The sequence below is a fragment of the Anabaena sp. 4-3 genome (assembly GCF_001597745.1).
Lineage (GTDB): Bacteria > Cyanobacteriota > Cyanobacteriia > Cyanobacteriales > Nostocaceae > Trichormus.
Genome location: NZ_LUHJ01000068.1, coordinates 231,081 through 253,314, shown reverse-complemented (window position 1 = coordinate 253,314; position 22,234 = coordinate 231,081). Strand labels below are relative to the sequence as shown.

The following is a 22,234-nucleotide window of genomic DNA, read 5'->3' as shown; positions in this document are numbered from 1 at the left end:
GGTGAAACACTGCTGCGGCTACGATAGTTGGAGGGTTGCCTCCTGCCACAATTGCTCGGCGCCAGGTTGATTTTTTAAAAGAAATACCCAGATTATGGCAAATACATAATCTGGGTGTTTCTTTTTTTTTGAAATTGTCATTTTCCCTCAGCCTTTTTGTGCTTGTTAGTTTAAAGTCCAGTAATAAGATAGTCCAACAGGCGATCGCCCAATCATATCATTTGATTTTCTGTTTTTTCCTATATAAATGTTTGTGGCTGGTAATTGGAAACAACAGCAGCTAAATATTCATCTAATTACATTAGATAGAAAAAATTCTCGGTTGACTCTATGCGTCGCCAAATCACCGTTTATGTTCTCATGTTCTTACTATCGATGATTCTGACTAAGCTTTGGTGGCCTATAGATGATACTCAGTGCAACTCAGAAGCTTTTCTAGCATCAAAAAACCAAAAATTCCAAGTTCAAGCTACTAAGGTAGTAGTTCAGCCGTGGCGTGGTGAACACCATGTATATGGAATCTTTATGGTGCCTGACGAATACAAGAAAACTCCTTTTTTTGTCTTAACTGTGAAAGGTGCGGAAAGTAAATGTTCTAAGCCATTTGGTTACAATCAAAACTATGATGATATCTTCGCTGAACCAAACACTCATCTCATCAGAATGTATTTCAAAACCCGCGTTGCACTGCGGCTAATTCTCCAAGGTTTGTACTCTCAATTAAATAATCCACAAAACTGGACTTTAACTTACCCGCAAGCAAAGTAAGGAATGGGGAGTGGGAAGAGGGGGGAAATCTAGCGTCAGCTTTCCTACGCAGGCGTAAGCCTACCCGCAGGATGGAAGAATAACTAATAACTATTGACTGAGTGACTTGATTTGTTGATTTAACAATTTGTTAGTGGCATTGATGACAATTTGTGCAGAACCAGCAAAAAATGATCGTTCAATATTTTGGGGTATATCACTGGGTTGGTGGTAGTGCGGTGTACGGAGATTAGCCGTATCTGTTACTAACACCGCACCTACTCCTTGATACCAAAACGGAGCATGATCACTACGAAGAGTGTCTGGTGTCATTAAGCCTTTGAGGGGAATAGGTAGCTTTAAGACATCTGGTAGATTATCTATATCTGAATTGCTAAAGGCATTAAGTAAATGCAAATGTTCTGTATCACCGACGGCTACTAAAAAATCACCTTTGTCGCTGGGTGGAGTTACAGGCAAACCCGCCGGGTATTTCTGACAACCTGTTATGTAACAAGCGTAACCTACCATATCCATCACAATCACACCGCGTAGGTTTTGCAAGCGTTTTTCTTGAGCCACAAACGCTTTACTACCAATTAGTCCGGCTTCCTCTTTGTCAAAAAATGCTAGTTGCAAAGTCAAGGGTGTAGATGGAAAACTAAAAACTCGCGCTATTTCTAGTAGCACAGCCACACCACTGGCATTATCATCAGCACCGGGAGATTGATCAACAGTATCATAATGGGCTGCAACTAAAATTGCTCCGGCTGTGGTGTCAGTTCCCTGATGTTCAGCGAAGATATTCACACCTTCTGTAAACTTTTCTAATTTGGGTTGCCAGCCTAGTTTTCGTAATTCATTGATGATATAAGTACGAGTACGCGATCGCTCTGTTGTTGTGTAGCGTTGAAAATTTAACTTTTGAATATGAGTTAATAATTTATCAATAGATACTTGCGGAGCATTGTTAACTTCCTCAAACTCAGGCTGTGGTGACGGTGTGACGACTGGTACACTCTCAACAATTTTTGGGGAGTAACGCTGCTCAAAAAATGTGCTACCTCTACCACCAACAATTACAATTGCTACTAGCACCAACAACGCCAGCCAAATTTTAGCTTTCATTTCAGTTCGTATTTGCCTTTTAGACTAGGTTAACGTAACAAAAAAGAGTTGCAGCCTAGAATCTCCCCAAAGATATAACCGAAATTAGGAGATACGCAAACAAGGATAAAGTATAATCTTTTTATCTCCGCTACCAGCAGCTAATTTTTTACCATCAGGAGTGAAGGCTACAGTATAAACAGAATCATCAGCACCTTGATAAGTACAAATCTCTTGACCAGTTTCTACCTGCCATAATTTGACAGTTTTATCTTTACTACCACTAGCTAATATTTTGCCACTAGGATGAAAAGCTACAGAACAAACATCATTATCATGGCCTAATAATGTACGCATTTCTGCACCAGTATTTATATCCCATAACTTAATTTTCTTATTCTGACTACCACTAACTAAAATCTGACCATCTGGGCTAAAAGCCAAAGAGTTAATATTAGCAAACCAATCAGAATCTGTTTGAATAGTTTGAACTTGTTGCTTAGTTAAATACCAAATTTGAATATTCTTGTCTTTACTACCACTAGCTAAAATTTTACCATCAGGACTAAAGACAACAGATAATACATCATCAGAAAAACCTTTAAAAGATGATATTTCTTGTTTTTTTTCTAATGACCAAAGCTTAACAGTTTTATCTTGACTACCACTAGCTAAAATTTTACCATCTGGGCTGAAAGCAACAGAGTAAACTTTTTCTTCATGTCCTGTAAAAGTATGAATTTCCTTACCTGTTTGCACATCCCCAATTTTGACAGTTTTATCATCACTACCACTGGCTACAGTTTTGCTATCTGGGCTAAATGCAACTGCATTTACACTTCCAAACCATAAAGATTCACCATGTCCCTTTAATATGCAATATTCTTGATTAGCTAACACATCCCAAATTTTGATAGTTTTATCATCGCTAGCACTTGCTAACATTTTGCCATCAGAACTAAAGTCAACACTACGAACTTTACTAGAATGTCCTTTGAGAATTTGGACAGATACTAAATTTTGTAGATTTTTTTGGTTAAAAGTGTCCATGATTTCCGTGCAGGATCAAAATTTCAGCCCTTTGAAAAAGATTAGCACGGATATATGCTTCAAGCAATTTCTGGGAAGTTTGACGGCTTGTCTTTTGACATAATGGCTAATTTAACGTAAATTTCCGCATGAAACACAGGATTTTTCAATTTAGACACTGTAAATTGCCATGCGGTCAAAATTTGTTTTAGCATCAACTACTTTAGCTTGCCTGACTTTGTTAGTGAGTAATGGGCAAATTGCCAGAGGAGATAATCAACACAATCATCACTCAGAGCATGATCATAAAACAATTGAAATTCCTCCTGGTCAACCCATACCAAAAGTTGACTTAGTTGTGCATAAAGATTCCTCCAAAGGATGGAATTTAGAAGCTAAAGTTTCTAATTTCCGATTTGCGCCAGAAAAGATTAATCAAGCAGCTAAACCAGGAGAAGGTCATGGTCATATTTATATCAATGGTCAGAAAATCACGCGATTATATGGTTCTTGGTACTATCTAGAAAAACTCCAACCGGGTAAAAATGAAATCACAGTTTCCCTCAATGCCAATAGTCATGAGGCGTTAGTTCATAATGGTAAAGTGATTCAAGATACTGCAATTATTGATGTGCCTAGAGACTAGGAGCTAGGGGCTAGAGGGTAGGGGCTAGTATATTTTACTCAGCACTATCTTAGACTAGCCATTACCAGATATGTTTGATTTATTTTTAATGACAATTTTGGGTTTTCTGGGTAGCTTTGGGCATTGTTTCGGAATGTGCGGGCCGCTGACGGTGGCGTTTTCTCTGTCTCATCAACCGTCATCACCACAGCAAACATCCCCAAATAATACATCAACTTTAGAAAAACCCGCCACTACTTGGCAACAGCAATTAATATTTCATTTTTTGCTAAATTTCGGGCGAATGCTGAGTTATGCCTTAGTCGGGGCTGGCATTGGTGCGCTGGGTTCGGTACTGTTACAAGGTGGACAGTTGGCGGGTGTGGGTAGCGACTTGCGTCGTGTAATGGCAATTATTACTGGTGTGATGCTGATTTGGTTCGGGTTAGGACAAATCACACCTAACTTATTACCCCGCATTCCTTTGCTACATCCCCTGTTAAAAGGTGGTTTACATCATCGTCTGAGTACAGGAATGGTGAACTTGTCTTTACATCAACGATGGTGGACACCGATACTTTTGGGTATGACTTGGGGTTTAATGCCTTGTGGTTTTTTGTATGCTGCCCAAATTAAAGCGGCGGAAACGGGTAGTTTATGGCTGGGTACGGCGACTATGCTGGCTTTTGGTGTGGGAACACTGCCAACAATGTTAGGTGTGGGTGTGTCTACTTCCTTGGTGAGTCAAGACAGGCGGAGTCAATTATTTCGCTTAGGTGGTTGGGTGACGCTGAGTATTGGGGTAATTACTTTACTGCGGACTGGTGAGACAATGGTAGATTACACCGGACACGCTGCTTTGTTCTGTGTAATCATGGCGTTAATTGCCCGCCCCATTAGTAAATTGTGGGCTTCGCCTTTACGTTATCGTCGCGCTTTGGGAGTGGGGGGGTTTGTGCTGGCTGTGGTGCATACCACCCACATGATAGAACATTCCTTGCAATGGAATTTTGCTGCTTTTTGGTTCTTACCGCCAGAATTTCAACTGGGGATGGCTGCTGGTGCTGTAGGATTGATATTAATGACCCCCGCAGCTGTGACAAGTTGGGAATCTTTGCAAAAATCTTGGGGTAAACGCTGGCGACAAATTCATTTATTAAGTGTACCAGCTTTACTTTTGAGTGCTATTCATGCGGTGTTGATTGGTTCTCATTATTTGGGTTCTTTACGATTGACTTGGGGAAATAAATTAGCAGCTGTTTTAATGGGAATTGTCACCTTGGGAGTTTTGTTAGTGCGAATGCGCTGTTTTTGGTCTAAGTTAAACCTAGAAAAGTTTTATGTTCCCCCCACTAAATCAAACTAAAGCCACCCAAGACAAACAAGTTTCTGCACTTAAGGGTGTGTCAGCTATCCAGTATCTTTCATTTCTGAGTTGCTTAGTTCTATCCATAAATAATATTCCTCCTGCTGCTGCTCATAAAATAGAAATAGCAGGAGATGTTGGCGGTACTCTCCATATTGAACCGAATGATACTCCTCGTGCTGGAGAAGCTGCACAAGCTTGGTTTGCTTTGACTCGTAAAGGTGGTAAATCGATTCCTTTGACTCAATGTGATTGTCAATTAGCTGTGTACGCTGAACCTCACATACCTGGCGAACCTGCATTAATCGAACCATCATTAACGCCTGTGAATGCTGAACGTTATCAGGGTATACCTGGTGCAGATATTACTTTTCCCAAACCGGGAATTTATCAGCTACAGTTAACAGGCAAGCCAAAAGCTGGGGCAAATTTTCAACCGTTTGATTTGAAGTTTGAGGTGACGGTAGCTGCTGGTGCTGCTGGGATAGGGAAACCATTACAAAGCCAGGAAAATGTTGTGGTTGTGGAGAGTGAAGCATCATCCTTGAGAATGGGGGGAATTCCCATCTGGGCGATCGCTCTCTCCACTGTGGCAGTCTTGGGTATAATCTTGTTTGTCTGGCAACGTCAAAAAGGTAAAAGTTGAAAACCCCTGAAAAACAGCAACGCCGTTGCGTATTTCTTGCTGTCTTAGGTAACTATTGTGCATTGAAGTTAGGGGAGATGAGGTTAATTAATCCTCAATCCCCATGCTACTACTTATGTCTGTTTAAGTGCCATTGCCACGCATGGGCAACAATATCTTGAATATTTGGGTACTGGGGTTGCCAGCCTAAAATCTTTCTGGCTTTTTCACCACTACCAATTAAACTGGGGGGATCTCCGGGGCGGCGATCGCATTCTTGTGTTGGTATAGTTAATCCTGTCACCTGTTCGGCAGCTGCTATCACTTCTCTGACAGAGAAACCTTGTCCGTTACCTAAATTGAAAACTTCGCTGTCGCCACCTTTAAGTAAATACTCTAACCCTAAAACATGGGCATCTGCCAAGTCGCTGACGTGAATATAATCCCGAATACAAGTACCATCGGGCGTAGGGTAGTCAGTGCCAAAAATCGAAATAGATTTACGTTTACCTAAAGCTGTCAACAGTACCAAAGGAATAAGATGAGTTTCCGGGTTGTGATCTTCACCTAATAACCCATCAGGATGTGCGCCAGCCGCATTAAAATAACGGAAACGTACCGATTTTAAACCGTAAGCCCCATCAAAGTCAGATAAAATCCGTTCTACCATTAATTTAGTAGCACCGTAGGGATTGATAGGATTTTGGGGGTGGTTTTCCGGAATTGGTACAACGTTAGGTACACCATAGGTGGCACAAGTGGAAGAAAAGACAAAATTCTTAATAGATGCCGCCAGCATTGCTTCTAAGAGAACCAGTGTACCGACAACGTTGTTGCGGTAGTATTTAGCAGGGTCACTCACTGATTCACCGACATAAGCATAGGCGGAAAAGTGCATGACGGCGGCAAAGTTACGAGTTGTAAATAAATTATCTAACAGAGGGCGATCGCTGGTGTCGCCTTCGATCAACTCTACCTGCAACACCTTTTCCACAAGATCACGATGCCCATAAACTAAGTTATCTAAGATCACCACATCATAACCTGCTTGTTTGAGAGCTAATACCGTGTGTGAACCGATATACCCTGCCCCCCCCGTGACTAAAATACTGGGCTTTTCAGGTGACATAGTTTTTCCCTTTGAGTGACGACTACTCAATTAATGTAATTTAGTGGTGTACCAAATTACTCATCTGGAAAATTATAAATATTAGACGCATTGTGAAAAAATTGCACTAAAATCACTACGACAGTAGTCTTTGGTGTGAGGGTTGAGGTATTTTAAGTCAAATTGACAGTTGACTCTTAAATCCAGTTCGTGAAACCTCTAGGCTAACCCTTCAGGGTACTCGACGAGAACCCCATCGGGAAACGCCAGTTGCTTGATATCGAAGAACCCTTTTGACAGTTCCTTAAGTCGAAACTGTCTCACCACCGCACTGGTTCATCACAAAAGGAGATTTGAGAGTAAATATCTATGTTTTTACTGTTAAGCCGAGTATTGTTGTGGCTACTAATTGGTGTGATAGCCTACTCTGTGTTTCAGAGATTTTATCCTGCTGGAACTTTCGTGGGACGATTAGTTTTTGTCATTGTGTTGGTTGTGATAGCTTTATCATTTCTTAACCCCAATGAACCAGCTGTAGCTTCTTTGTGGAGGTTGGTATCCTTTCCCCTCAAACCTTTAGGAGCTTCAGTTTTGATGTTGATTTTAGCGGCTCAAAAAATTAAGGGAGGTGGCATCGATAAACCAGGGGGATATTTAGTTGGTTGGTCGTTGACAATTTTACTGTTGGCTAGTACACCTGCGATCGCCTATTTCTTGGTGAGAGCTCCTTTAGCAACCGGGGCATTTCTCCCCAATGGTCAACTATTATCATCTCCATCGTCAACACTTGTAGCTTTCGAGACACAAACCAACCCGATGCTAGTTACTGATGTGGTTCAGGATTCTATCTTACCCAGTTCTCAACTGAGTCAGTCCACGTTAGCATTCCAATACTGGGAGACGAAAATCCCCCCTTACCTGTTGCAGAATCCTCAACAAATTCGAGAAAGAGGATTAAGACTCGAAGACTTTGTACCCAGTGCAGAAACACTCCAACTCACAACACAAGTCTGGGAAAGTTATCTTAATCAAATTTACATTTTTTTACGTGGTCGTCAGTCCTAAAGTTCAAAGTCAAAAGATGAGGGGAGGGTATGAAGAGTAAAACTTTCTCCTGTCCCCTCCCTCTTGCCCTTCGATTACTCTACGACAACCCCTTTGGAAAACGCCAATCGCACCCTAGTGTCCGGGTAAATCAACAGAAATCCCCTGTTGTGCGTTTTGGCTGACTTCCTGCCCCTTGCCGCCAGCTTTACTTCCATCCATGAAACAATCTCGACGAATTGCTCAACTTGGTGCTTACCTACGTCCCCATTGGCGGGATGCTACTTTAGGCATCCTGGCTTTGTTGTCTGTTAATGGACTAGGGGTTTATATTCCCTGGTTAATTCGTGCTTGCGTTGACCAAATTGCCAAAAACGTGAGCTGGAATCAAATAATACGTTATGTCATCGTGATTATTTTGCTCAGTTCTGCTATGTGGCTGATCCGCATGGCTTCACGACTGTGGATATTTGGCGTAGGAAGACAAGTAGAATTTGACCTCAAACAAAGAATTTTTGAGCATTTACTCAAGCTGGAGCCTGCTTATTTTGCGACTAACACGATTGGGGACTTAATCAGCAGGGCTACCAGTGATGTCGATAATGTCAGGCGGTTGTTGGGTTTTGCAGTCTTAAGTTTTGCTAATACGATATTTGCTTACACTTTAACACTGCCAGTCATGCTAGCCATTAACATCAATTTGACACTAGCAGCCTTAGCAGTTTATCCCTTGATGTTTTTCTTAGTGCATTTGTTTAGTAATCGTTTACGTCAGCAACAGGCAGTAGTACAAGAAAAACTGTCAGATATTAGTGAACTTATTCAAGAAGATGTCAGTGGCATGGCTTTGATTAAAATCTACGCCCAAGAAGAAAATGAGCGTCGTGCCTTTGCCCACAAAAATCAACAGCTATTAGCAGCTAACTTGTCACTGGCAAAAAGCCGAAATACTCTGTTTCCTCTGATTAGTGGTTTAGCTGGTTTGAGTTCACTGATTATTATTTGGTTGGGGACAACGCAGATTGCTGCTGGAACTCTGGCTGTTGGCGACTTTTTGGCATTGCTGATTTACGTAGAACGTTTGGTTTTCCCCACAGCTTTGTTAGGTTTCACTATTACCGCCTACCAACGGGGAGAAGTCAGTATAGACCGTTTGGAAGCGATTCTGAGTGTCACCCCGAAAATTCAAGATGACACAGAGGCGATACATCTACCGCTAGCTGAGGTAAAGGGGGAATTGTTAGGGCGAAATCTCAGTTTCACTTATCCCGGTGCTACTACTCCGGCTTTAGATCAAGTGAATTTTCAGATTCACCCTGGAGAAACAGTTGCAATTGTGGGGGCGATAGGTTCAGGGAAGTCAACTTTAGCCAATGCTTTGCCTCGCTTATTGGAGATTGCACCCGGACAGTTGTTTTTAGATGGGGTGGATATTACTCAGATTAGCTTGGCAGATTTACGTCATGCGATCGCCTACGTTCCTCAAGATAGCTTTTTATTTAGCACTACCATCAAAAATAATATTCGCTACGGTGAGCCTTTGAGCGCACAAGAAGATGTAGAGTATGTAGCTCAATTGTCCCAAATTAACCAAGAAATTATTAATTTTCCGGCGCAATACGAAACTATAGTCGGTGAACGTGGCATTACTCTCTCTGGCGGTCAAAGGCAACGTACCGCTTTAGCTAGAGCCATTTTAGTCAATGCTCCGGTTTTAATCTTGGATGATGCCCTCTCTAGTGTAGATAATCAAACCGCTACACAAATTTTGAATAATCTCTCTCAGGGTAATGACAGTAGAACCGTGATTTTTATTACTCATCAACTTTCCGCCGCCGCCGTAGCTGACAGGATTTTAGTGATGGATAAAGGCAGAATTGTCCAAGTAGGCAATCACTCAAAACTATTACAAGAACCAGGGATTTACAGAGATTTGTGGAGCCGACATCAAGTTGAAGAATTACTAAATTAATGCTTTATTTCTCATGGCTGGGATGGCTGGGTGTGGGGAATTACAAATCTAGTTCTCCACTTGGCAAGTCTGGCTAGTATCATAGCCAATGGGCAATTAACTACTGAAAATTACATAGTTAATTACCCATTAATTGTTATTTATTTAAAAAGCTCCAACTTTGCCAAATATTGCGAAGATTGTTTTTATAATTAGTTGTAAATCATATAAAGGATGCCATTTTTGTTGATATTGTAAGTCTAAATCAACTATTTTTTCAAAATCTTTGATATGAGAACGTCCATTAGCTTGCCATTCACCAGTTAAACCTGGTTTGACATTCAAACGTTGCCAGTGGCGGTTGTTATATTTTGCTACTTCATCACCAGTCGGGGGACGTGTTCCCACTAAACTCATATCACCCATAAAGACATTCCAAAACTGGGGTAGTTCATCTAAACTGCTGCTGCGTAAAAAACGCCCCACTTTTGTCACCCGAAAGTCATTTTTGTTTTTAAAGACAAATCCGTCTGCTTCATTATCTACTAAAGATTTCAGTCTTTCCGCATCATTGACCATGGAACGGAATTTCCAAATCCGAAAGGGACGACCCTGAAGACCATAACGTTCTTGAGAGAAGAAAATCGGGCCTGGACTATCGAGTTTAATGGCGATCGCAATCGGTAGAAACACAATTGCCAAAATTGACAGCCCCACTATGCTGCCTAAAATATCCAACCCACGTTTGAATTTAGAATTTACTGAGGGATGATTGGTAAATTCTATCTTCCACTCTTTATAGCTAGTATCTAGCAATACTTTTTGTGAGGGTGTTTGATACATGGTAGATTTACTATCTTACTTTTAGTAACTCTCGTAATTTTACTGATTTTCCAGCGAAAATTAAACTTTAAGACCACAAAAACCGGGAATTTTACGGTTTTTTTACGGAAACTTTATTTACTTGCAGGTTAACATCAATTTTTGTAAATTTAAGATGAAGAGCAATCCATCTCTGACATTAGAATGGTTAGTATAGTCTAATACGTATTAAATAAATTATACACAGATACAATTAATACTTGTCAAATTGCAATAAGAGACAAGCAGCTATAGCAGTAAGGAGAGCAAATTTTAGCTTTGTGAGGAATTACGCAAGTTTCGTCATGAAACTTGCTTGTAGGGTGCGTCAGAGAAGATTATTCTGTAACAATTAACAGATTTTTGACATCTGACGCACCCTACTAATGTGCCAGTTGTGTCAGTCCTGTTTGGTAAAAACCCAATTATTCGCTATTTCCTAAACCCTGAGTTGAGTGACGGCAATATTACCAGAAAAACAAACATCTACATCACTACCGGGTGTACGTTCCCGTTTGCCATACTCCCCCACATAATAAAAATCATCACCATCAATGTGAAACTTGAGTGGTAAAGGTTTGGTACAAGGTTGACAGAAAACCATTTCAGGTTTTGGTTCTCCTGGTTGTAGATGGGGTAAATTCACATTCCAAAAGTATCCCGGTTCTAGGGGAAGGTGGAGTAACTCAGCTAAAACTTCAGCCGTTAACTTAGCTGCCAACTCCCAATCAAAATTGAGTTTAGCTTTACGATAGTGAGAGATAGCAATACCGGGGATACCGTGCATAGCTGCTTCTCGCACAGCTGCAACAGTACCAGAAATATAAGCATCAACACCCAAGTTTCCCCCAGCGTTGATACCTGACAAGACAAATTTGGCATCTTGGCAAATTTGGGTTAAGGCGATTCTGATACAATCGGCGGGAGTACCTGCGATCGCATACTCAACATCAGAACGCCGCTTCAAATTAATAGGACGAGTCGTGGTAACTTGATGACCACAACCAGATTGATGATGCTTGGGTGCAGCAATAATCACATCTTTACCGTTGACAGCTTCAGCTAAAGCTTTAATCCCTGGAGCATCAATACCGTCATCATTAGTTAATATTATGGTCACGTCGCCTCACTTTGACTTTAAAATTCCAACCTGTTCTCTATTTTGTGTCCCAAGTTGTGATTAAGTTACAATGATTTATCAAGGTGAGTGTCAACTAAACTATTCTGTGAATATCACCATAGGCACGATAAAAACCGCCACTAGCTGATTCACGTATTTCTTGAACAAGGTAACGCGCACCTTCAACACGAATATCCTTGGGAAACTGCACTTTCCAGTTAGAGTTGTACCCCTGAGAAACAACGCGAATTCTGAGTTTAGTTCCTTCTCGAAAGCACTCAACAATCACCCCAGAGCTAGTATTTGTAGTAGTTTCTAGAACAGATGAAGGTGCGACTCCTTCCCCTGATGGTGCTTTAATAACTACAGCTTCGGGAACTGTACCGGTTTGAGCAGAGTGAATCGCCGCTTCACTAGCATCAATGCAAGCCAAATAACCATCTGTAGTCACAAGATAAATATGGTGATCGAAAAACTGCATAGATAAAGCCGAACCGCAGCCTGTAGCCAGCTTCCACAGACGTTCTCCTAGCTGATCAAAACAATAAATCGAAGAACTATTATCTCCGGCAAACACATACTTACCGTTGAGTGCGGTGGCGCAAGAGTAAACTGCCGCATCACATTGATAAATTGAACCAACTTTTCCATCTTTACTAAAGCTGTAAACTTTATGGTTGCTTGTGCCGGCATAGACTGCGGATGCTTCTTGCCAACCAAACAGTACACTACCTTGAGTTTTCTGATGCCACAACATTCGACCTTCTTGGTGATCATACATAGTCACACCTTTACTGTGACCGTGATAAACACCAGATTCGTCACAACGCACCATCCAACCTGAATCACCTTGACTAAGACGAGTCCACTGTGATTCATCATCATGATCAATTGTTGTTACACCACCATTGGCATCAGAGACAGCTAATAGACCATCTTTGATATCTAACCAAAAAATATCAACATTCTCATCAATCTTGTAGCTCACTCGTGGTAGCTTACCAGTCAGGTCGTAAACATTGCCATCATCGCAACCCGCATAAATCCAAACATCATCAGCAACTAAACATTTAACACCATCAGGTAGTTTAAACCGATTGACTACTTCACCCTGATGATTCAAAGCAAAAACTTGGCCTGCTTGATTCCCTACCCAGCAACGTTTGGCATCAATGAAAACTCCAAAAGCGGCTGAGTTAGAAGCAAACTTCCAAAGAATAGGAGCTTGTTTAGCTTTGGAGACGGTACTGCTGATTTGGCGGCGTGTCACAGGACGCTTCTGACGCACACCCATGAGAGCTACCTCATACCCTTTTTTGAGTTTTTCTTTAATCTTTTTGCTAGCTTCTGCTTTGGCTTTATCTGGAGTCGGAAAAGTTTTTGTTTGAGTTTGTCCTGAGTCGCCAATACGACCGTAACGTATGGTTAATTCATTGTCTTTAACAGTCACTTCATAAAACTTATGAGAGCCTCCATTAGCTTCGGAAAGTTCTAAATATGTCTTTGCTTCTGACATAAGTTCTCTCTGGAAAATTAATTAAGGTTTCCAATATACACAGTGAATCGGCGTGTTCATCGGAGTGATGAACCAAAGTAACTACTAAATGAGACTGTGCCATGATTTATTGTGTTAAGTATGTTGCGTTTTAGCACTGATCTATATCACTGACTAATGTCTGAGGCGCGATTAATCAATCCTTGCAAGAGGTGATTCTGACATTAGTTGTATAGTATTTTTGGTGCTAGTCGGTATTATAGGATGATCAAATGAAACAGCTCCTCAACCCAGTTTTTAGGATGAAGACAATCCTCGTCCGGCTGATTTTACCTGTGCTGACGGTGATTTTAGCTTCCTCCCTATTTGCTACCTCTGCCCTAGCTACGGGTGTTTATCAAATACCCAGCCTGACAGCAGGCGATTCCACCTGGGTGATCGATCAAGGTGAAGTCATCAGCCGCATCAATGAAGGTCAAATTAGCAGCAGCTTTGAGAATTTAGCAAAGCAAAGCGGTAAAGAAGTCAGATTTGTGACAATTCGCCGCCTCGATTATGGAGAAACACCAGAAAGTTTTGCTCAAGCACTGTTTGAGACATGGTTTCCTACTCCAGAAGCTCAAGCAAATCAAACTTTGTTAGTTTTAGATACAGTCACTAACGGTACTGCAATTATTTCTGGTGAGCAGGTGAAATCGCTGCTTACAGATGAGATTGCTCAGAGTGTGGCTGAAGAAACATTAGCTGCACCCTTACGGGATGGTAATAAATATAATCAGGCATTTTTAGATGCGAGCGATCGCCTAGTTGCAGTTCTCTCTGGCGAACCTGATCCCGGCCCTCCCCAAATTGCTGATAATGTGCAAGTAGAAGGCACATTCAAAAAAGCCGAAGAAACAGACAAAGGTAATGCCACTGCTTGGGTAGTTGGACTATTAATTGCTGCCACTATCATCCCCATGGCAACTTACTATATTTATCTAGCTGTTCAACCATCCTCAGAAGGTTAGGGAATGGGGAATCGGGAATCGGGAAAATTACCATTTATTGCCCCATGCCCAATACCCAAAGCCCAATTTTAATCTTGAATGTACTCTTGCCCTGTTACTAAAGCGACTTCAGCACGGACAAATTCCCGTCCTAAATAGGCAGCGTGGTCTAATTGAGTTACCGGACAGGGCTGAGTTTCTTCAAAGATTTTCACACATAACTCTTTAGCTGTTCTACCACTAAAAACTGTGGTGTGAGTGCGTTCTACTTTACCCCTAGCCGGAATCACTTTACCTGTTTCTGGATCAACTGCTAAACCCCGGTCATCAATGATATTTGTAAAATGTTTGGCGTAAATTAAACCCTCAGCTCGATCCACGTAGATAATGAAATATCCACTGGGGTCAAGGTCAATATGACGCTGAGAAAGTTTATCATCAATTGCTGTTAAATTTTCTAGAATCAAATCCATAATCGTTCTCAAAAGTAAATTTCTTTAGTCAGGGTTTTTACACTCTAGATCCAGTGTAAATCTTGAGTCACCATATCTTTAACTATTATTTAAGATTTTCGGTTACTAAAAGGTAACTCTGCATTAATCGCCGCAATTTCTTGTGTCTCTAATTGATTAACTTCACTAATGTAAGGTCTGAGAATTTGCGCTAAACGATTATTGTAAAAGCGATGCAGACTGTAATTAGGTGCGGCAGGGAAACCACGCCGTTTTTTATGTCGTCCACCCGCACCAGGGTCAAATAATTGTATACCGTTAGCGATCGCCCACTCAATCGGTGCATAATAACAAGCATCAAAATGTAAACAATCTACTTCTTGCCAACTACCCCAATAGCGTCCATACAATCTATCGCCTTTATACAAGCAAAAAGACATACCCACAGGGTGACGGGCATCCTGTTCACTATAGGCGGCAAAAAATACCACCCGATGCCGATAATCAGCGTTTAGCTGCTCAAAAAACCGCTTGGTTAAATACTTGCTACCCCACCAGCCAAACTTATCACAAGTATCAGCATAAAACTGATACATCAACGGAAACAAAGACTTAGGAATCTCATCCCCAGTCAGGGGTTGTAATTTTAAACCAACCTTTTCTACAGCTTTGCGTTCGCGTTTAATATTGCGGCGTTGGTTAGCATTAAAAACTGCCAAGTAATCATCGAAATTATTAAACCCTAAATTTTCCCAGATATAACTATGGTGTAACCAAGGTGTAAAACCTTGGCGTTCTAACACTGGTTGCCAATCAGGATCAACATAGAGAAAATGACAGCCAGAAATGCGATGTTTAACACAAAAAGCGTCAATTTCATGCACCATCATCGCTGTAATTTCCTCTTCATCTTCCCCATCGGCTATTAAAAAGCGATATCCTTCCGTCGGGGTGAATGGTGTCATCCCCAAAAGTTTAGGATAATACTGCACACCAATGCGATCGGCTAACTCTGCCCACTGGTGATCAAACACAAATTCACCATAACTGTGTCCTTTAACATACAAAGGAGCAGCCGCAATTAATGTTCTGTCTCGCCACACAGTCAAATGATTTGGTAGCCAGCCAGTTTTAGCCGTGGCACTTTGGGAAGCTTCTAGATTATGCAGCCAATTCCACTCTAAAAAAGGCGTTTTTAGTGGTAAAGCTAGAGCATCCCAAGCATCTTGGGGTACTTCATCGATTTTGTTAATCCAAACAAGAGAGTAGCGCGGCTTGAGTTGTTCTACCATTGCAAGGTTTTGGTTACTGGGTACTGGGTACTGGGTACTGGGTACTGGGTAAGATTTTTGCTGATTCCTAGTTCCCCATGAATAGCGTAGTTCACACTACAGGTCTTTGCAGACGATAATGGAGAAAAACTTCTTGTTCTACGGTTTTGACTTCTAGCAATTGTAGGCGAGGTGCGAATTTAGCAATGAAGCCTTCACCATCTACGGGTGTGGGTGCTGTCACACCACCTAAAATGAGTGGACAAACCGTAACCCAAAGTTCATCAATTAAATCTGACTCCAGCATAGAAGCTACCAATGCACCCCCACCGAGTACCGCCAAGCGTGTTATACCTAAAGATGCTAGATGTGCTACAGTCGCAACCATGTCAATTTTTCCCTGTGACGTTTCAAAAACTAAAATCTGATCGAATTTAGGAGGAGATTCGCCGACAGTTGGGGGAAGTGTCCCTTGAGATTCTTCCCAAGACAACGCCCCGGCTGTTGTTGTCAGTAGCCAACGTTTGACAGGTTGTTGAAAAAACTTCATTTCCGGATTCAGGGTGGCTGACTGCGTAATGACTATATGAACCGGCTGGGCGGGTTTGCCCTGTTTGATTCGATGTTGCAGCAGCATAGGACGCGATACGGTCAATGTTGTACCGTAGGCACGCACAGTGCCAGCACCTAATAAAATGGCATCAGAGGCAGCAATTTGTTCTTCTAGGTGTGCTTTATCAGCACTTGAACCAAATCGAGCAGGCGATCGCCTATAATCTGCTATCTTGCCATCTGCACTCATTGCCAAAACTACTGTAGTCTGAGGACGATGTTGCACCATTGAGTTGGTTTGATAGTCTTAATGTTTTTCTTGCTGGTATGATGATTGGCAAAAATCACTTGAAAGCAAGTTACTGTTTACCAATTTCACCACTATATCTGTATGCAACACAACTCACTTTCATCTCTACTCAATATTAGTTTTGGTATAGCACATTGCTTTTTGGTAAGTAAACTTTTGATACCTTTACGGGCTGATGCCAAAGTGCAAGTAACTTAATACAATGTCTCATTTAGCTGGTTGAATTGCATATCTTGGCTGTTGTGGTTTGCAGTTGTGAAGTGAGACACTAGATGGCTAATCCCCGTCAATCATCCTTTAGACGTATTTTAGTAACAAGAATTTTGTTGCTGTTTGTGCCAGTTTTATTTGTGGGACAGATAGCAGCTTTAAATAAGGCACGCTCTAGCCTGTTGGATACTGCGCGGCAAAATCTGACAGAAAGTGCCACTATCAAAGGTGAGAAAATTTTAAATGCGATCGCTAATCTCAAAAATAGTTTATTACTTGCTAGTCGCACAGCAATTGTAGAATCGGGAACATCTGAAGAAATTCAAGAATTTCTCACTCAATTAACACAACAATTACCTCAATACGTCAGTTGTTTACAATTAACTAATTCGCGCAATGGAAACATTATTGCTAGTAGCTGTGAGCAAAATGTAATTGCTAATTTTAACTTATCTGTTCGTGAGCCAAGCTTAGATATTAAAACTGTAGCACCGCCCCAGCCAGGAACTACCGGTCAAAGAAATTCACCCAATCAACTGCAATTGGTACTATCTGCACCTGTGTATAATCGCTCTGGGCAACTGCGATATAATTTGAGTCTGCAATCAGCGTTATACCAACAAACTAAGAGTAAGCGCGGGTCACTCACGGGTAATACTATAGTGATTGACCAAGAGGGCATAATATTAGTACATCCCATAGCTAAGTATGTAGGGAAGAAGATTACCCAACACCCAGATACTGCCCAACTCAAAAGTATTGTCAAAAATGCGATCGCCGGCAAGAAAGAGTCGATTAATTTCTCCTTGGGAGATGGCAAAGAATTAATTGCAGGTTATACAGCGATTGCCGATCCCATCACACAAGAGCAACAACAAAAATGGGTAGTTCTGGCTGTCACAACTGTCGATGATGCCCTCTTAGGTTTAGAAGAAATCAAACTCATCCTCATTGTATTAACAGTTGGTTTAATTGGTGCCAGCTTGTTGGCATCATTATATTTAGCTCCCTACCTCGCAAACCCTGTAGAACAATTACGCGACTATGCCTTAAATATTCATAGTCACCACGCCGCCAACCCCGTACCCTATAACTTTAAGATTCGGGAGTTTAATCAACTGGCACAAGCACTAGACCAAATGGTTGATAGACTCAAAGCTTGGTCAGAAGAAATAGAAGTTGCTTGGAAAGAAGCAAAAACCGCCAACCAAACTAAAAGCCAATTTTTAGCCACAACTTCCCACGAATTACGTAACCCACTCAATATTATTATCAACTGCATCCGCTTAGTTAAAGATGACTTGTGTGATAGTCGCGAAGAAGAAATAGAATTTTTACAACGCGCTGATGAAACAGCTATTCACTTATTAGGAATTATTAACGATTTATTAGATATTTCCAAAATTGAAGCCGGGAAACTCTCTGTAGTGACAGAACCACTTGATTTAAGAAAAATCTTGTTGGAAGTTATTAATTTACAATCAGTCAATGTTCAACAAAAAGGTTTGCAATTAAAAATCAATATAGGTACTGAAGCCATTCCAGTGCAGGCAGATGCAGCAAAACTGCGACAAGTATTAATCAATATCATTAGTAACGCCACTAAGTTCACAGACGAAGGTGGCATTACAATTTCTACATCTGTGCATCATCAGGGCAAATCTCATGTTACCGTTACCATTACCGATACAGGTTTAGGTATTGAACCTGCTCAACAAGACAAACTGTTTCGTCCTTTTGTCAGGATAGACGGTAACAACACCCGGAAATTTGAAGGTACTGGTTTAGGTTTAGCAATTTCCCGTAACTTAATCGAACTTATGGGAGGTAAAATTACTCTCGAAAGTGCCGGACTCAACACAGGCACAACGGTAAAAATTACCTTACCATTAATTGATATTTCTTTATTACCTGTACCCGCCGCAGCTAAAGATAGTCAGCATTTGCCAAACTTACCAAAGCAGGAAACTCAGGAGCCAGAATCAACCGGAGTTAATAATTCTCAACCCCAACAGTTAGAAGCAGAATATCCCCAGCCAGAGGTAGAAAACAATTACGAGGTGAGTATTGTATCGCCATCCGATGTTCTACCTAACCTCTCCACGGCAGAAGTTTGTCTGAAAGAAACATTGAACAGTAAATGTTGAGCGCAGTCCCTACCCATAAATAAATTTGGGTAGGGTACAATCAACTGCCAACTTAGCGCATTTCGTCGTATTCATGAGTTTCCATGCGTCTGGCATCCATACCTGCCGGGGGTAGAAATTCCGCACGACGCATAGGCACTATAGGCTGTGTAGAGCCTTGATAGGGATGAATTACTTGTACTGTCCGGCTAGGACGTTGGCGCGGTGAGAATAAAGCCAAGACTCCAGCGACGACAATACCACCACCAATGGTAAGTGTGGCACCGCCAGCAGCCCAAACTATGGGGGAATGCCACCACCGTTCTTCCGATTGGAAAGCGGCAGCTGCCACTTTTTGGCTGTTTTGCTGGGCTAGTTGCATCTGTTGGTTGTTGTAGTTTTGGAATTGGAACTGGAGTTGCTGGTTTTGCGCTCTGAGTTGTTCGTTGTCATTTTTGATGCGTTCCAAGTCCATTTTCAGCCGTTCTAGTTCTACGCGCTGTTCAGAACTAGGAGCATTAGGTGGCTGACTGGGATATTGTGTTTGCCCATAGGGGGGGTATTGCGTTGGCGGTTGCATTACCGGCGCGACTACGGTAGCTGGCATTTGCGGAGTAACAGCGAAGTTAGGCTGTAGGGAGTTATTTGTCCCCCGGAGCAATAAAAGAGCCGCTAGTCCAGCTACAGCGACACCGCCAATAAATGCCATACTCTCACTCATCGCCTTTCACCCTCAACTGCGATGTCAATTTTACAACTTTTGCCTGACCCACTCTCACACTCATAATTTTTTAAGCCTAGTTAGTTCCACATAATACCCAAAGCGTAAGCTGGTATGTGAGCTAGTTTTTTTACCACTTAGGATGCTGATGTTAATATTCAAGACTATAAATATTAAATTGTCCACCAATTGCGGGTAAAAAAACTGCGTTGTTATACTTTTTAATCTAGTTTATCTTAAACATCAAGATGTTTTGATTGCTGCTTTGAGACTTTGACAGAATTGAGCGATCGCACTTAGTCCTTGTTCGGGTGTCCCTTCGGCTAATCGTTTGACAAAAGCACTACCAACAATCGCTGCATCTGCTCCCCATTCTCTAACTTGATGTGCTTGCTCTGGTTGAGAAATCCCAAAACCGACACCAATGGGTTTATCTGTAGTAGAGCGGATTTTCTGCAATAAATCAGATACTCGTGTTTCCATTTGCGATCGCATCCCGGTAACACCAGTGACACTCACCAAATAGATAAATCCTTGGGAGGAGCGAGCTATAGTTTCTATTCTTTCTGCCGAACTGGTAGGAGCAATTAACAGTGTCAAATCAATCCCCTTTGCGCTAGCTGGTTGCAGTAGTCCGCCAGCTTCTTCTAAAGGTAAGTCAGGAACAACCAATCCAGACACCCCAGCCGTGGCGATTTGCTCTAAAAATTTATCGATGCCCCGGTGTAAAATCGGGTTGTAATAGCTAAATAAAATGATCGGTGCTTGCAAACTCGGTGTAATTGTTTGCAGCATTTCCAACACCGCTTCTAATTTTGTCCCCCGTTGTAAAGCACGGGTAGCGGCGGCTTGAATTACAGGGCCATCCGCGAGAGGATCAGAGTAGGGAACACCCAACTCAATAAAATCAGCCCCATTAGCATCTAAAATCTTTAAAGCGGCGGCGGTGGTGGCTAAATCTGGATCACCAGCAGTAATAAACGGAATCAGAGCGCACTCTTGATTCCGTTTGAGAATTTGGAAGCGATCGGAAATAACGGTCATTAATCAGTAGTCATTATTCAATGGTCAAAAGTCAATAGTCAAACGCCTTCGTCTTGGGACTAGGAACTGTTGACTATTGACTCATAAAACACTTTACACCTGAGATTGTTCTTCCTGCTCAATCTCCGCTTGAATTTTCGCTAATTCTTCGGGAGAAAGTTCATCTAGGCGTTTTTGGAAAAAGGTTTCCTCATACTGCTCCCGTTGTTGATGGTAGGTCATTTTTTGCGACACCGCACGCAAGATATAGGTGGCTAACCAACCAATCAACCCAACGAATAGTAAGACTTGACTCCATATACCAGCTTGTTGACTATCTAAACCTACTACCTGTAATCCTAGATATGCCAAGCCACCAGCAATAAAAATTCCCAAGCCAATACCGAGAGCATCAATACGTCGCATGAGCGTTATGACCTACCAATCTAAGTTAAACTTCAATTTTGCGGGGTTTGGGTCGCAGATTCACAAACGGCGACAAAACCAACAGTCCGGGAAAGAACAAAAATACAAAAAAATACATGACGGTGCGCTCAATCGAGCCAGCCGTATACCAGCGTAGGTTGAGGTAAAGCATTAAAGCCACCGGGACAACTAATAGATAGGCTCCGGCTAAAGCCAGATATAGCAAGGGTACAATCATAAACTCTCTCTTGGGATGGTTCAGATTTATGGTGCATCTGTTTTCCATCATAGGCTGAACGTCGAGGCTGAAGAAACCCTATCTATTGGGCTTTTAAATGTTTCCCGCAAAAATTCCTGATTATTGCTGATCAAAATTATAAGTTAATGCTACAATTGCAAAGCTAGTCAATCAGCGTTAGTCTTGTGCAACAAGATGGTAAATGCTAAACCTATTTGGCTGCGAGGCATTAAAAGCAACTCTAAACCAGAGAAAACAACTCGCCCAATTTAGATAATTTAGATAAAAAGTTTTCCATCGCCCTAGACAAACCACGCAGTTGACGCTAAGATGGGAAAGGCGGTAAATAAAGCCTCCAACCAAATAAATAACTCCCAAAACAATGGGGGGGTGTGGCGGAATGGCAGACGCTACGGACTTAAGTAATTGAGCCTTAAAGAAGAAATTCTTTAAGTGTCCGCTCTCAAACTCAGGGAAACCTAAATCTGTAAGCAGACAAGGCAATCCTGAGCCAAGCCCGAAAATTTTAGGTACAAAAATCTAGAATTTTGGGAAGGTGCAGAGACTCGACGGGAGCTACCCTAACGTGAAGCCGAGGGTAAAGGGAGAGTCCAATTCTCAAAGCCAATGGGCAGTAGCGAAAGCTGCGGGAGAATGAAAATCCGTTGACCTTAAACGGTCGTGAGGGTTCAAGTCCCTCCACCCCCATAAAAATTAACAAGATTAGCCTGCTTAGAGATTCTATGCAGGCTTAACTGTACCTACTTTTGTGCAATTGTCACAGAAATTTGAATTTTGTTTGTCGTGTACCCCTCCGGGGAAGCAAGCTACGCGTAGC

The 22,234-nt window shown here is 41.8% G+C and carries 21 protein-coding genes; 8 read left to right on the top strand and 13 right to left on the bottom strand.

The genetic code is table 11. The annotated features are described in order from the left end of the window. Window positions 1-330 precede the first annotated feature (330 nt). Window positions 331-768, top strand: a complete 438-nt coding sequence (locus A3775_RS20185) for a hypothetical protein (protein ID WP_066378236.1) — start codon at window positions 331-333, stop codon at window positions 766-768. A gap of 90 nt (window positions 769-858) precedes the next feature. Here the strand turns inward: A3775_RS20185 and A3775_RS20180 are convergent, their stop codons facing one another. Beyond that, window positions 859-1,875, bottom strand: a complete 1,017-nt coding sequence (locus A3775_RS20180; protein ID WP_066426481.1) for a M28 family peptidase — start codon at window positions 1,873-1,875, stop codon at window positions 859-861. 84 nt (window positions 1,876-1,959) lie between these two features. Continuing rightward, window positions 1,960-2,904 carry a WD40 repeat domain-containing protein gene (locus tag A3775_RS20175; protein WP_066378241.1) on the bottom strand — a complete coding sequence of 315 codons (945 nt, stop codon included), beginning with the start codon at window positions 2,902-2,904 and terminating at the stop codon, window positions 1,960-1,962. A gap of 169 nt (window positions 2,905-3,073) precedes the next feature. On the opposite strand from A3775_RS20175, the gene A3775_RS20170 reads away from it, so the two are divergent. The 3 genes from A3775_RS20170 to A3775_RS20160 all read left to right on the top strand — a co-directional run bounded on the left by A3775_RS20170 (window position 3,074) and on the right by A3775_RS20160 (window position 5,520). Further along, entirely contained in the window at window positions 3,074-3,529 is a 456-nt protein-coding gene (locus A3775_RS20170; RefSeq protein ID WP_066378243.1) for a hypothetical protein, read from the top strand. A gap of 70 nt (window positions 3,530-3,599) precedes the next feature. Then, window positions 3,600-4,874, top strand: a complete 1,275-nt coding sequence (locus A3775_RS20165) for a sulfite exporter TauE/SafE family protein (protein WP_066426479.1) — start codon at window positions 3,600-3,602, stop codon at window positions 4,872-4,874. Continuing rightward, window positions 4,849-5,520, top strand: a complete 672-nt coding sequence (locus A3775_RS20160; RefSeq protein WP_066426476.1) for a hypothetical protein — start codon at window positions 4,849-4,851, stop codon at window positions 5,518-5,520. The genes A3775_RS20165 and A3775_RS20160 overlap by 26 nt, the downstream gene beginning before the upstream one ends. A 109-nt stretch (window positions 5,521-5,629) precedes the next feature. On the opposite strand, the gene galE is transcribed toward A3775_RS20160, so the two are convergent. Further along, window positions 5,630-6,628, bottom strand: a complete 999-nt coding sequence (gene galE / locus A3775_RS20155) for a UDP-glucose 4-epimerase GalE (RefSeq protein WP_066426474.1) — start codon at window positions 6,626-6,628, stop codon at window positions 5,630-5,632. Window positions 6,629-6,976: 348 nt separating this feature from the next. Between galE and A3775_RS20150 the strand changes: the two genes are divergently transcribed. Together A3775_RS20150 and A3775_RS20145 are read left to right on the top strand one after the other, a co-directional pair. Next, window positions 6,977-7,672, top strand: coding sequence for a hypothetical protein (locus tag A3775_RS20150; protein WP_066378256.1), 696 nt, complete (start codon window positions 6,977-6,979; stop codon window positions 7,670-7,672). Between the two features lie 199 nt (window positions 7,673-7,871). Continuing rightward, window positions 7,872-9,623 (top strand): ABC transporter ATP-binding protein, encoded by a 1,752-nt coding sequence (locus A3775_RS20145; protein ID WP_066426472.1) that lies wholly within the window; start codon window positions 7,872-7,874, stop codon window positions 9,621-9,623. A 144-nt stretch (window positions 9,624-9,767) separates the two neighbouring features. On the opposite strand, the gene A3775_RS20140 is transcribed toward A3775_RS20145, so the two are convergent. The 3 genes from A3775_RS20140 to A3775_RS20130 form a co-directional block, all read right to left on the bottom strand. Next, on the bottom strand, window positions 9,768-10,445 hold the full coding sequence (locus A3775_RS20140) for a sugar transferase (RefSeq protein ID WP_066378259.1): 678 nt from the start codon (window positions 10,443-10,445) through the stop codon (window positions 9,768-9,770). 457 nt (window positions 10,446-10,902) lie between these two features. Continuing rightward, window positions 10,903-11,583 (bottom strand): 5'/3'-nucleotidase SurE, encoded by a 681-nt coding sequence (surE, locus tag A3775_RS20135; protein ID WP_066426470.1) that lies wholly within the window; start codon window positions 11,581-11,583, stop codon window positions 10,903-10,905. Between the two features lie 94 nt (window positions 11,584-11,677). Then, the gene (locus A3775_RS20130) at window positions 11,678-13,099 is read right to left on the bottom strand and encodes a WGR domain-containing protein (RefSeq protein ID WP_066426464.1); all 1,422 of its coding nucleotides are present in this window, start codon (window positions 13,097-13,099) and stop codon (window positions 11,678-11,680) included. A 251-nt stretch (window positions 13,100-13,350) separates the two neighbouring features. Between A3775_RS20130 and psb32 the strand changes: the two genes are divergently transcribed. Further along, window positions 13,351-14,088, top strand: a complete 738-nt coding sequence (gene psb32 / locus A3775_RS20125) for a photosystem II repair protein Psb32 (RefSeq protein WP_066378275.1) — start codon at window positions 13,351-13,353, stop codon at window positions 14,086-14,088. 68 nt (window positions 14,089-14,156) lie between these two features. On the opposite strand, the gene A3775_RS20120 is transcribed toward psb32, so the two are convergent. From A3775_RS20120 to A3775_RS20110, 3 genes are all read right to left on the bottom strand, one after another. Then, window positions 14,157-14,540 (bottom strand): DUF4346 domain-containing protein, encoded by a 384-nt coding sequence (locus A3775_RS20120; protein ID WP_066378278.1) that lies wholly within the window; start codon window positions 14,538-14,540, stop codon window positions 14,157-14,159. 89 nt (window positions 14,541-14,629) lie between these two features. After that, complete coding sequence (locus A3775_RS20115; RefSeq protein WP_066378280.1) at window positions 14,630-15,811, bottom strand: GNAT family N-acetyltransferase; 1,182 nt, start codon at window positions 15,809-15,811, stop codon at window positions 14,630-14,632. A 91-nt stretch (window positions 15,812-15,902) separates the two neighbouring features. After that, window positions 15,903-16,631: a RibD family protein gene (locus tag A3775_RS20110; RefSeq protein WP_066378282.1), complete on the bottom strand. Its 729-nt coding sequence runs from the start codon at window positions 16,629-16,631 to the stop codon at window positions 15,903-15,905. Window positions 16,632-16,924: 293 nt separating this feature from the next. On the opposite strand from A3775_RS20110, the gene A3775_RS20105 reads away from it, so the two are divergent. Further along, the gene (locus tag A3775_RS20105) at window positions 16,925-19,009 is read left to right on the top strand and encodes an ATP-binding protein (RefSeq protein ID WP_066426463.1); all 2,085 of its coding nucleotides are present in this window, start codon (window positions 16,925-16,927) and stop codon (window positions 19,007-19,009) included. A gap of 52 nt (window positions 19,010-19,061) precedes the next feature. Here A3775_RS20105 and A3775_RS20100 read toward each other — a convergent pair whose 3' ends face one another. From A3775_RS20100 to ndhL, 4 genes are all read right to left on the bottom strand, one after another. Further along, on the bottom strand, window positions 19,062-19,709 hold the full coding sequence (locus A3775_RS20100; RefSeq protein ID WP_066378287.1) for a heterocyst differentiation related protein: 648 nt from the start codon (window positions 19,707-19,709) through the stop codon (window positions 19,062-19,064). Window positions 19,710-19,952: 243 nt separating this feature from the next. Continuing rightward, window positions 19,953-20,753, bottom strand: coding sequence for a tryptophan synthase subunit alpha (trpA, locus tag A3775_RS20095; RefSeq protein WP_066426461.1), 801 nt, complete (start codon window positions 20,751-20,753; stop codon window positions 19,953-19,955). A gap of 93 nt (window positions 20,754-20,846) precedes the next feature. Then, complete coding sequence (locus A3775_RS20090; RefSeq protein ID WP_066378291.1) at window positions 20,847-21,158, bottom strand: DUF3007 family protein; 312 nt, start codon at window positions 21,156-21,158, stop codon at window positions 20,847-20,849. A gap of 25 nt (window positions 21,159-21,183) precedes the next feature. Then, window positions 21,184-21,444 carry an NAD(P)H-quinone oxidoreductase subunit L gene (gene ndhL / locus A3775_RS20085; RefSeq protein WP_255362879.1) on the bottom strand — a complete coding sequence of 87 codons (261 nt, stop codon included), beginning with the start codon at window positions 21,442-21,444 and terminating at the stop codon, window positions 21,184-21,186. Window positions 21,445-22,234: the final 790 nt, after the last annotated feature.

Bases quoted from the DNA above. Each gene is read 5' to 3' on its own strand.
- A3775_RS20185 (WP_066378236.1), top strand. From the start codon at position 331: ATGCGTCGCCAAATCACCGTTTATGTTCTCATGTTCTTACTATCGATG.
- A3775_RS20180 (WP_066426481.1), bottom strand. From the start codon at position 1,875: ATGAAAGCTAAAATTTGGCTGGCGTTGTTGGTGCTAGTAGCAATTGTA.
- A3775_RS20175 (WP_066378241.1), bottom strand. From the start codon at position 2,904: ATGGACACTTTTAACCAAAAAAATCTACAAAATTTAGTATCTGTCCAA.
- A3775_RS20170 (WP_066378243.1), top strand. From the start codon at position 3,074: ATGCGGTCAAAATTTGTTTTAGCATCAACTACTTTAGCTTGCCTGACT.
- A3775_RS20165 (WP_066426479.1), top strand. From the start codon at position 3,600: ATGTTTGATTTATTTTTAATGACAATTTTGGGTTTTCTGGGTAGCTTT.
- A3775_RS20160 (WP_066426476.1), top strand. From the start codon at position 4,849: ATGTTCCCCCCACTAAATCAAACTAAAGCCACCCAAGACAAACAAGTT.
- galE (WP_066426474.1), bottom strand. From the start codon at position 6,628: ATGTCACCTGAAAAGCCCAGTATTTTAGTCACGGGGGGGGCAGGGTAT.
- A3775_RS20150 (WP_066378256.1), top strand. From the start codon at position 6,977: ATGTTTTTACTGTTAAGCCGAGTATTGTTGTGGCTACTAATTGGTGTG.
- A3775_RS20145 (WP_066426472.1), top strand. From the start codon at position 7,872: ATGAAACAATCTCGACGAATTGCTCAACTTGGTGCTTACCTACGTCCC.
- A3775_RS20140 (WP_066378259.1), bottom strand. From the start codon at position 10,445: ATGTATCAAACACCCTCACAAAAAGTATTGCTAGATACTAGCTATAAA.
- A3775_RS20130 (WP_066426464.1), bottom strand. From the start codon at position 13,099: ATGTCAGAAGCAAAGACATATTTAGAACTTTCCGAAGCTAATGGAGGC.
- psb32 (WP_066378275.1), top strand. From the start codon at position 13,351: ATGAAACAGCTCCTCAACCCAGTTTTTAGGATGAAGACAATCCTCGTC.
- A3775_RS20120 (WP_066378278.1), bottom strand. From the start codon at position 14,540: ATGGATTTGATTCTAGAAAATTTAACAGCAATTGATGATAAACTTTCT.
- A3775_RS20115 (WP_066378280.1), bottom strand. From the start codon at position 15,811: ATGGTAGAACAACTCAAGCCGCGCTACTCTCTTGTTTGGATTAACAAA.
- A3775_RS20110 (WP_066378282.1), bottom strand. From the start codon at position 16,631: ATGGTGCAACATCGTCCTCAGACTACAGTAGTTTTGGCAATGAGTGCA.
- A3775_RS20105 (WP_066426463.1), top strand. From the start codon at position 16,925: ATGGCTAATCCCCGTCAATCATCCTTTAGACGTATTTTAGTAACAAGA.
- A3775_RS20100 (WP_066378287.1), bottom strand. From the start codon at position 19,709: ATGAGTGAGAGTATGGCATTTATTGGCGGTGTCGCTGTAGCTGGACTA.
- trpA (WP_066426461.1), bottom strand. From the start codon at position 20,753: ATGACCGTTATTTCCGATCGCTTCCAAATTCTCAAACGGAATCAAGAG.
- A3775_RS20090 (WP_066378291.1), bottom strand. From the start codon at position 21,158: ATGCGACGTATTGATGCTCTCGGTATTGGCTTGGGAATTTTTATTGCT.
- ndhL (WP_255362879.1), bottom strand. From the start codon at position 21,444: ATGGAAAACAGATGCACCATAAATCTGAACCATCCCAAGAGAGAGTTT.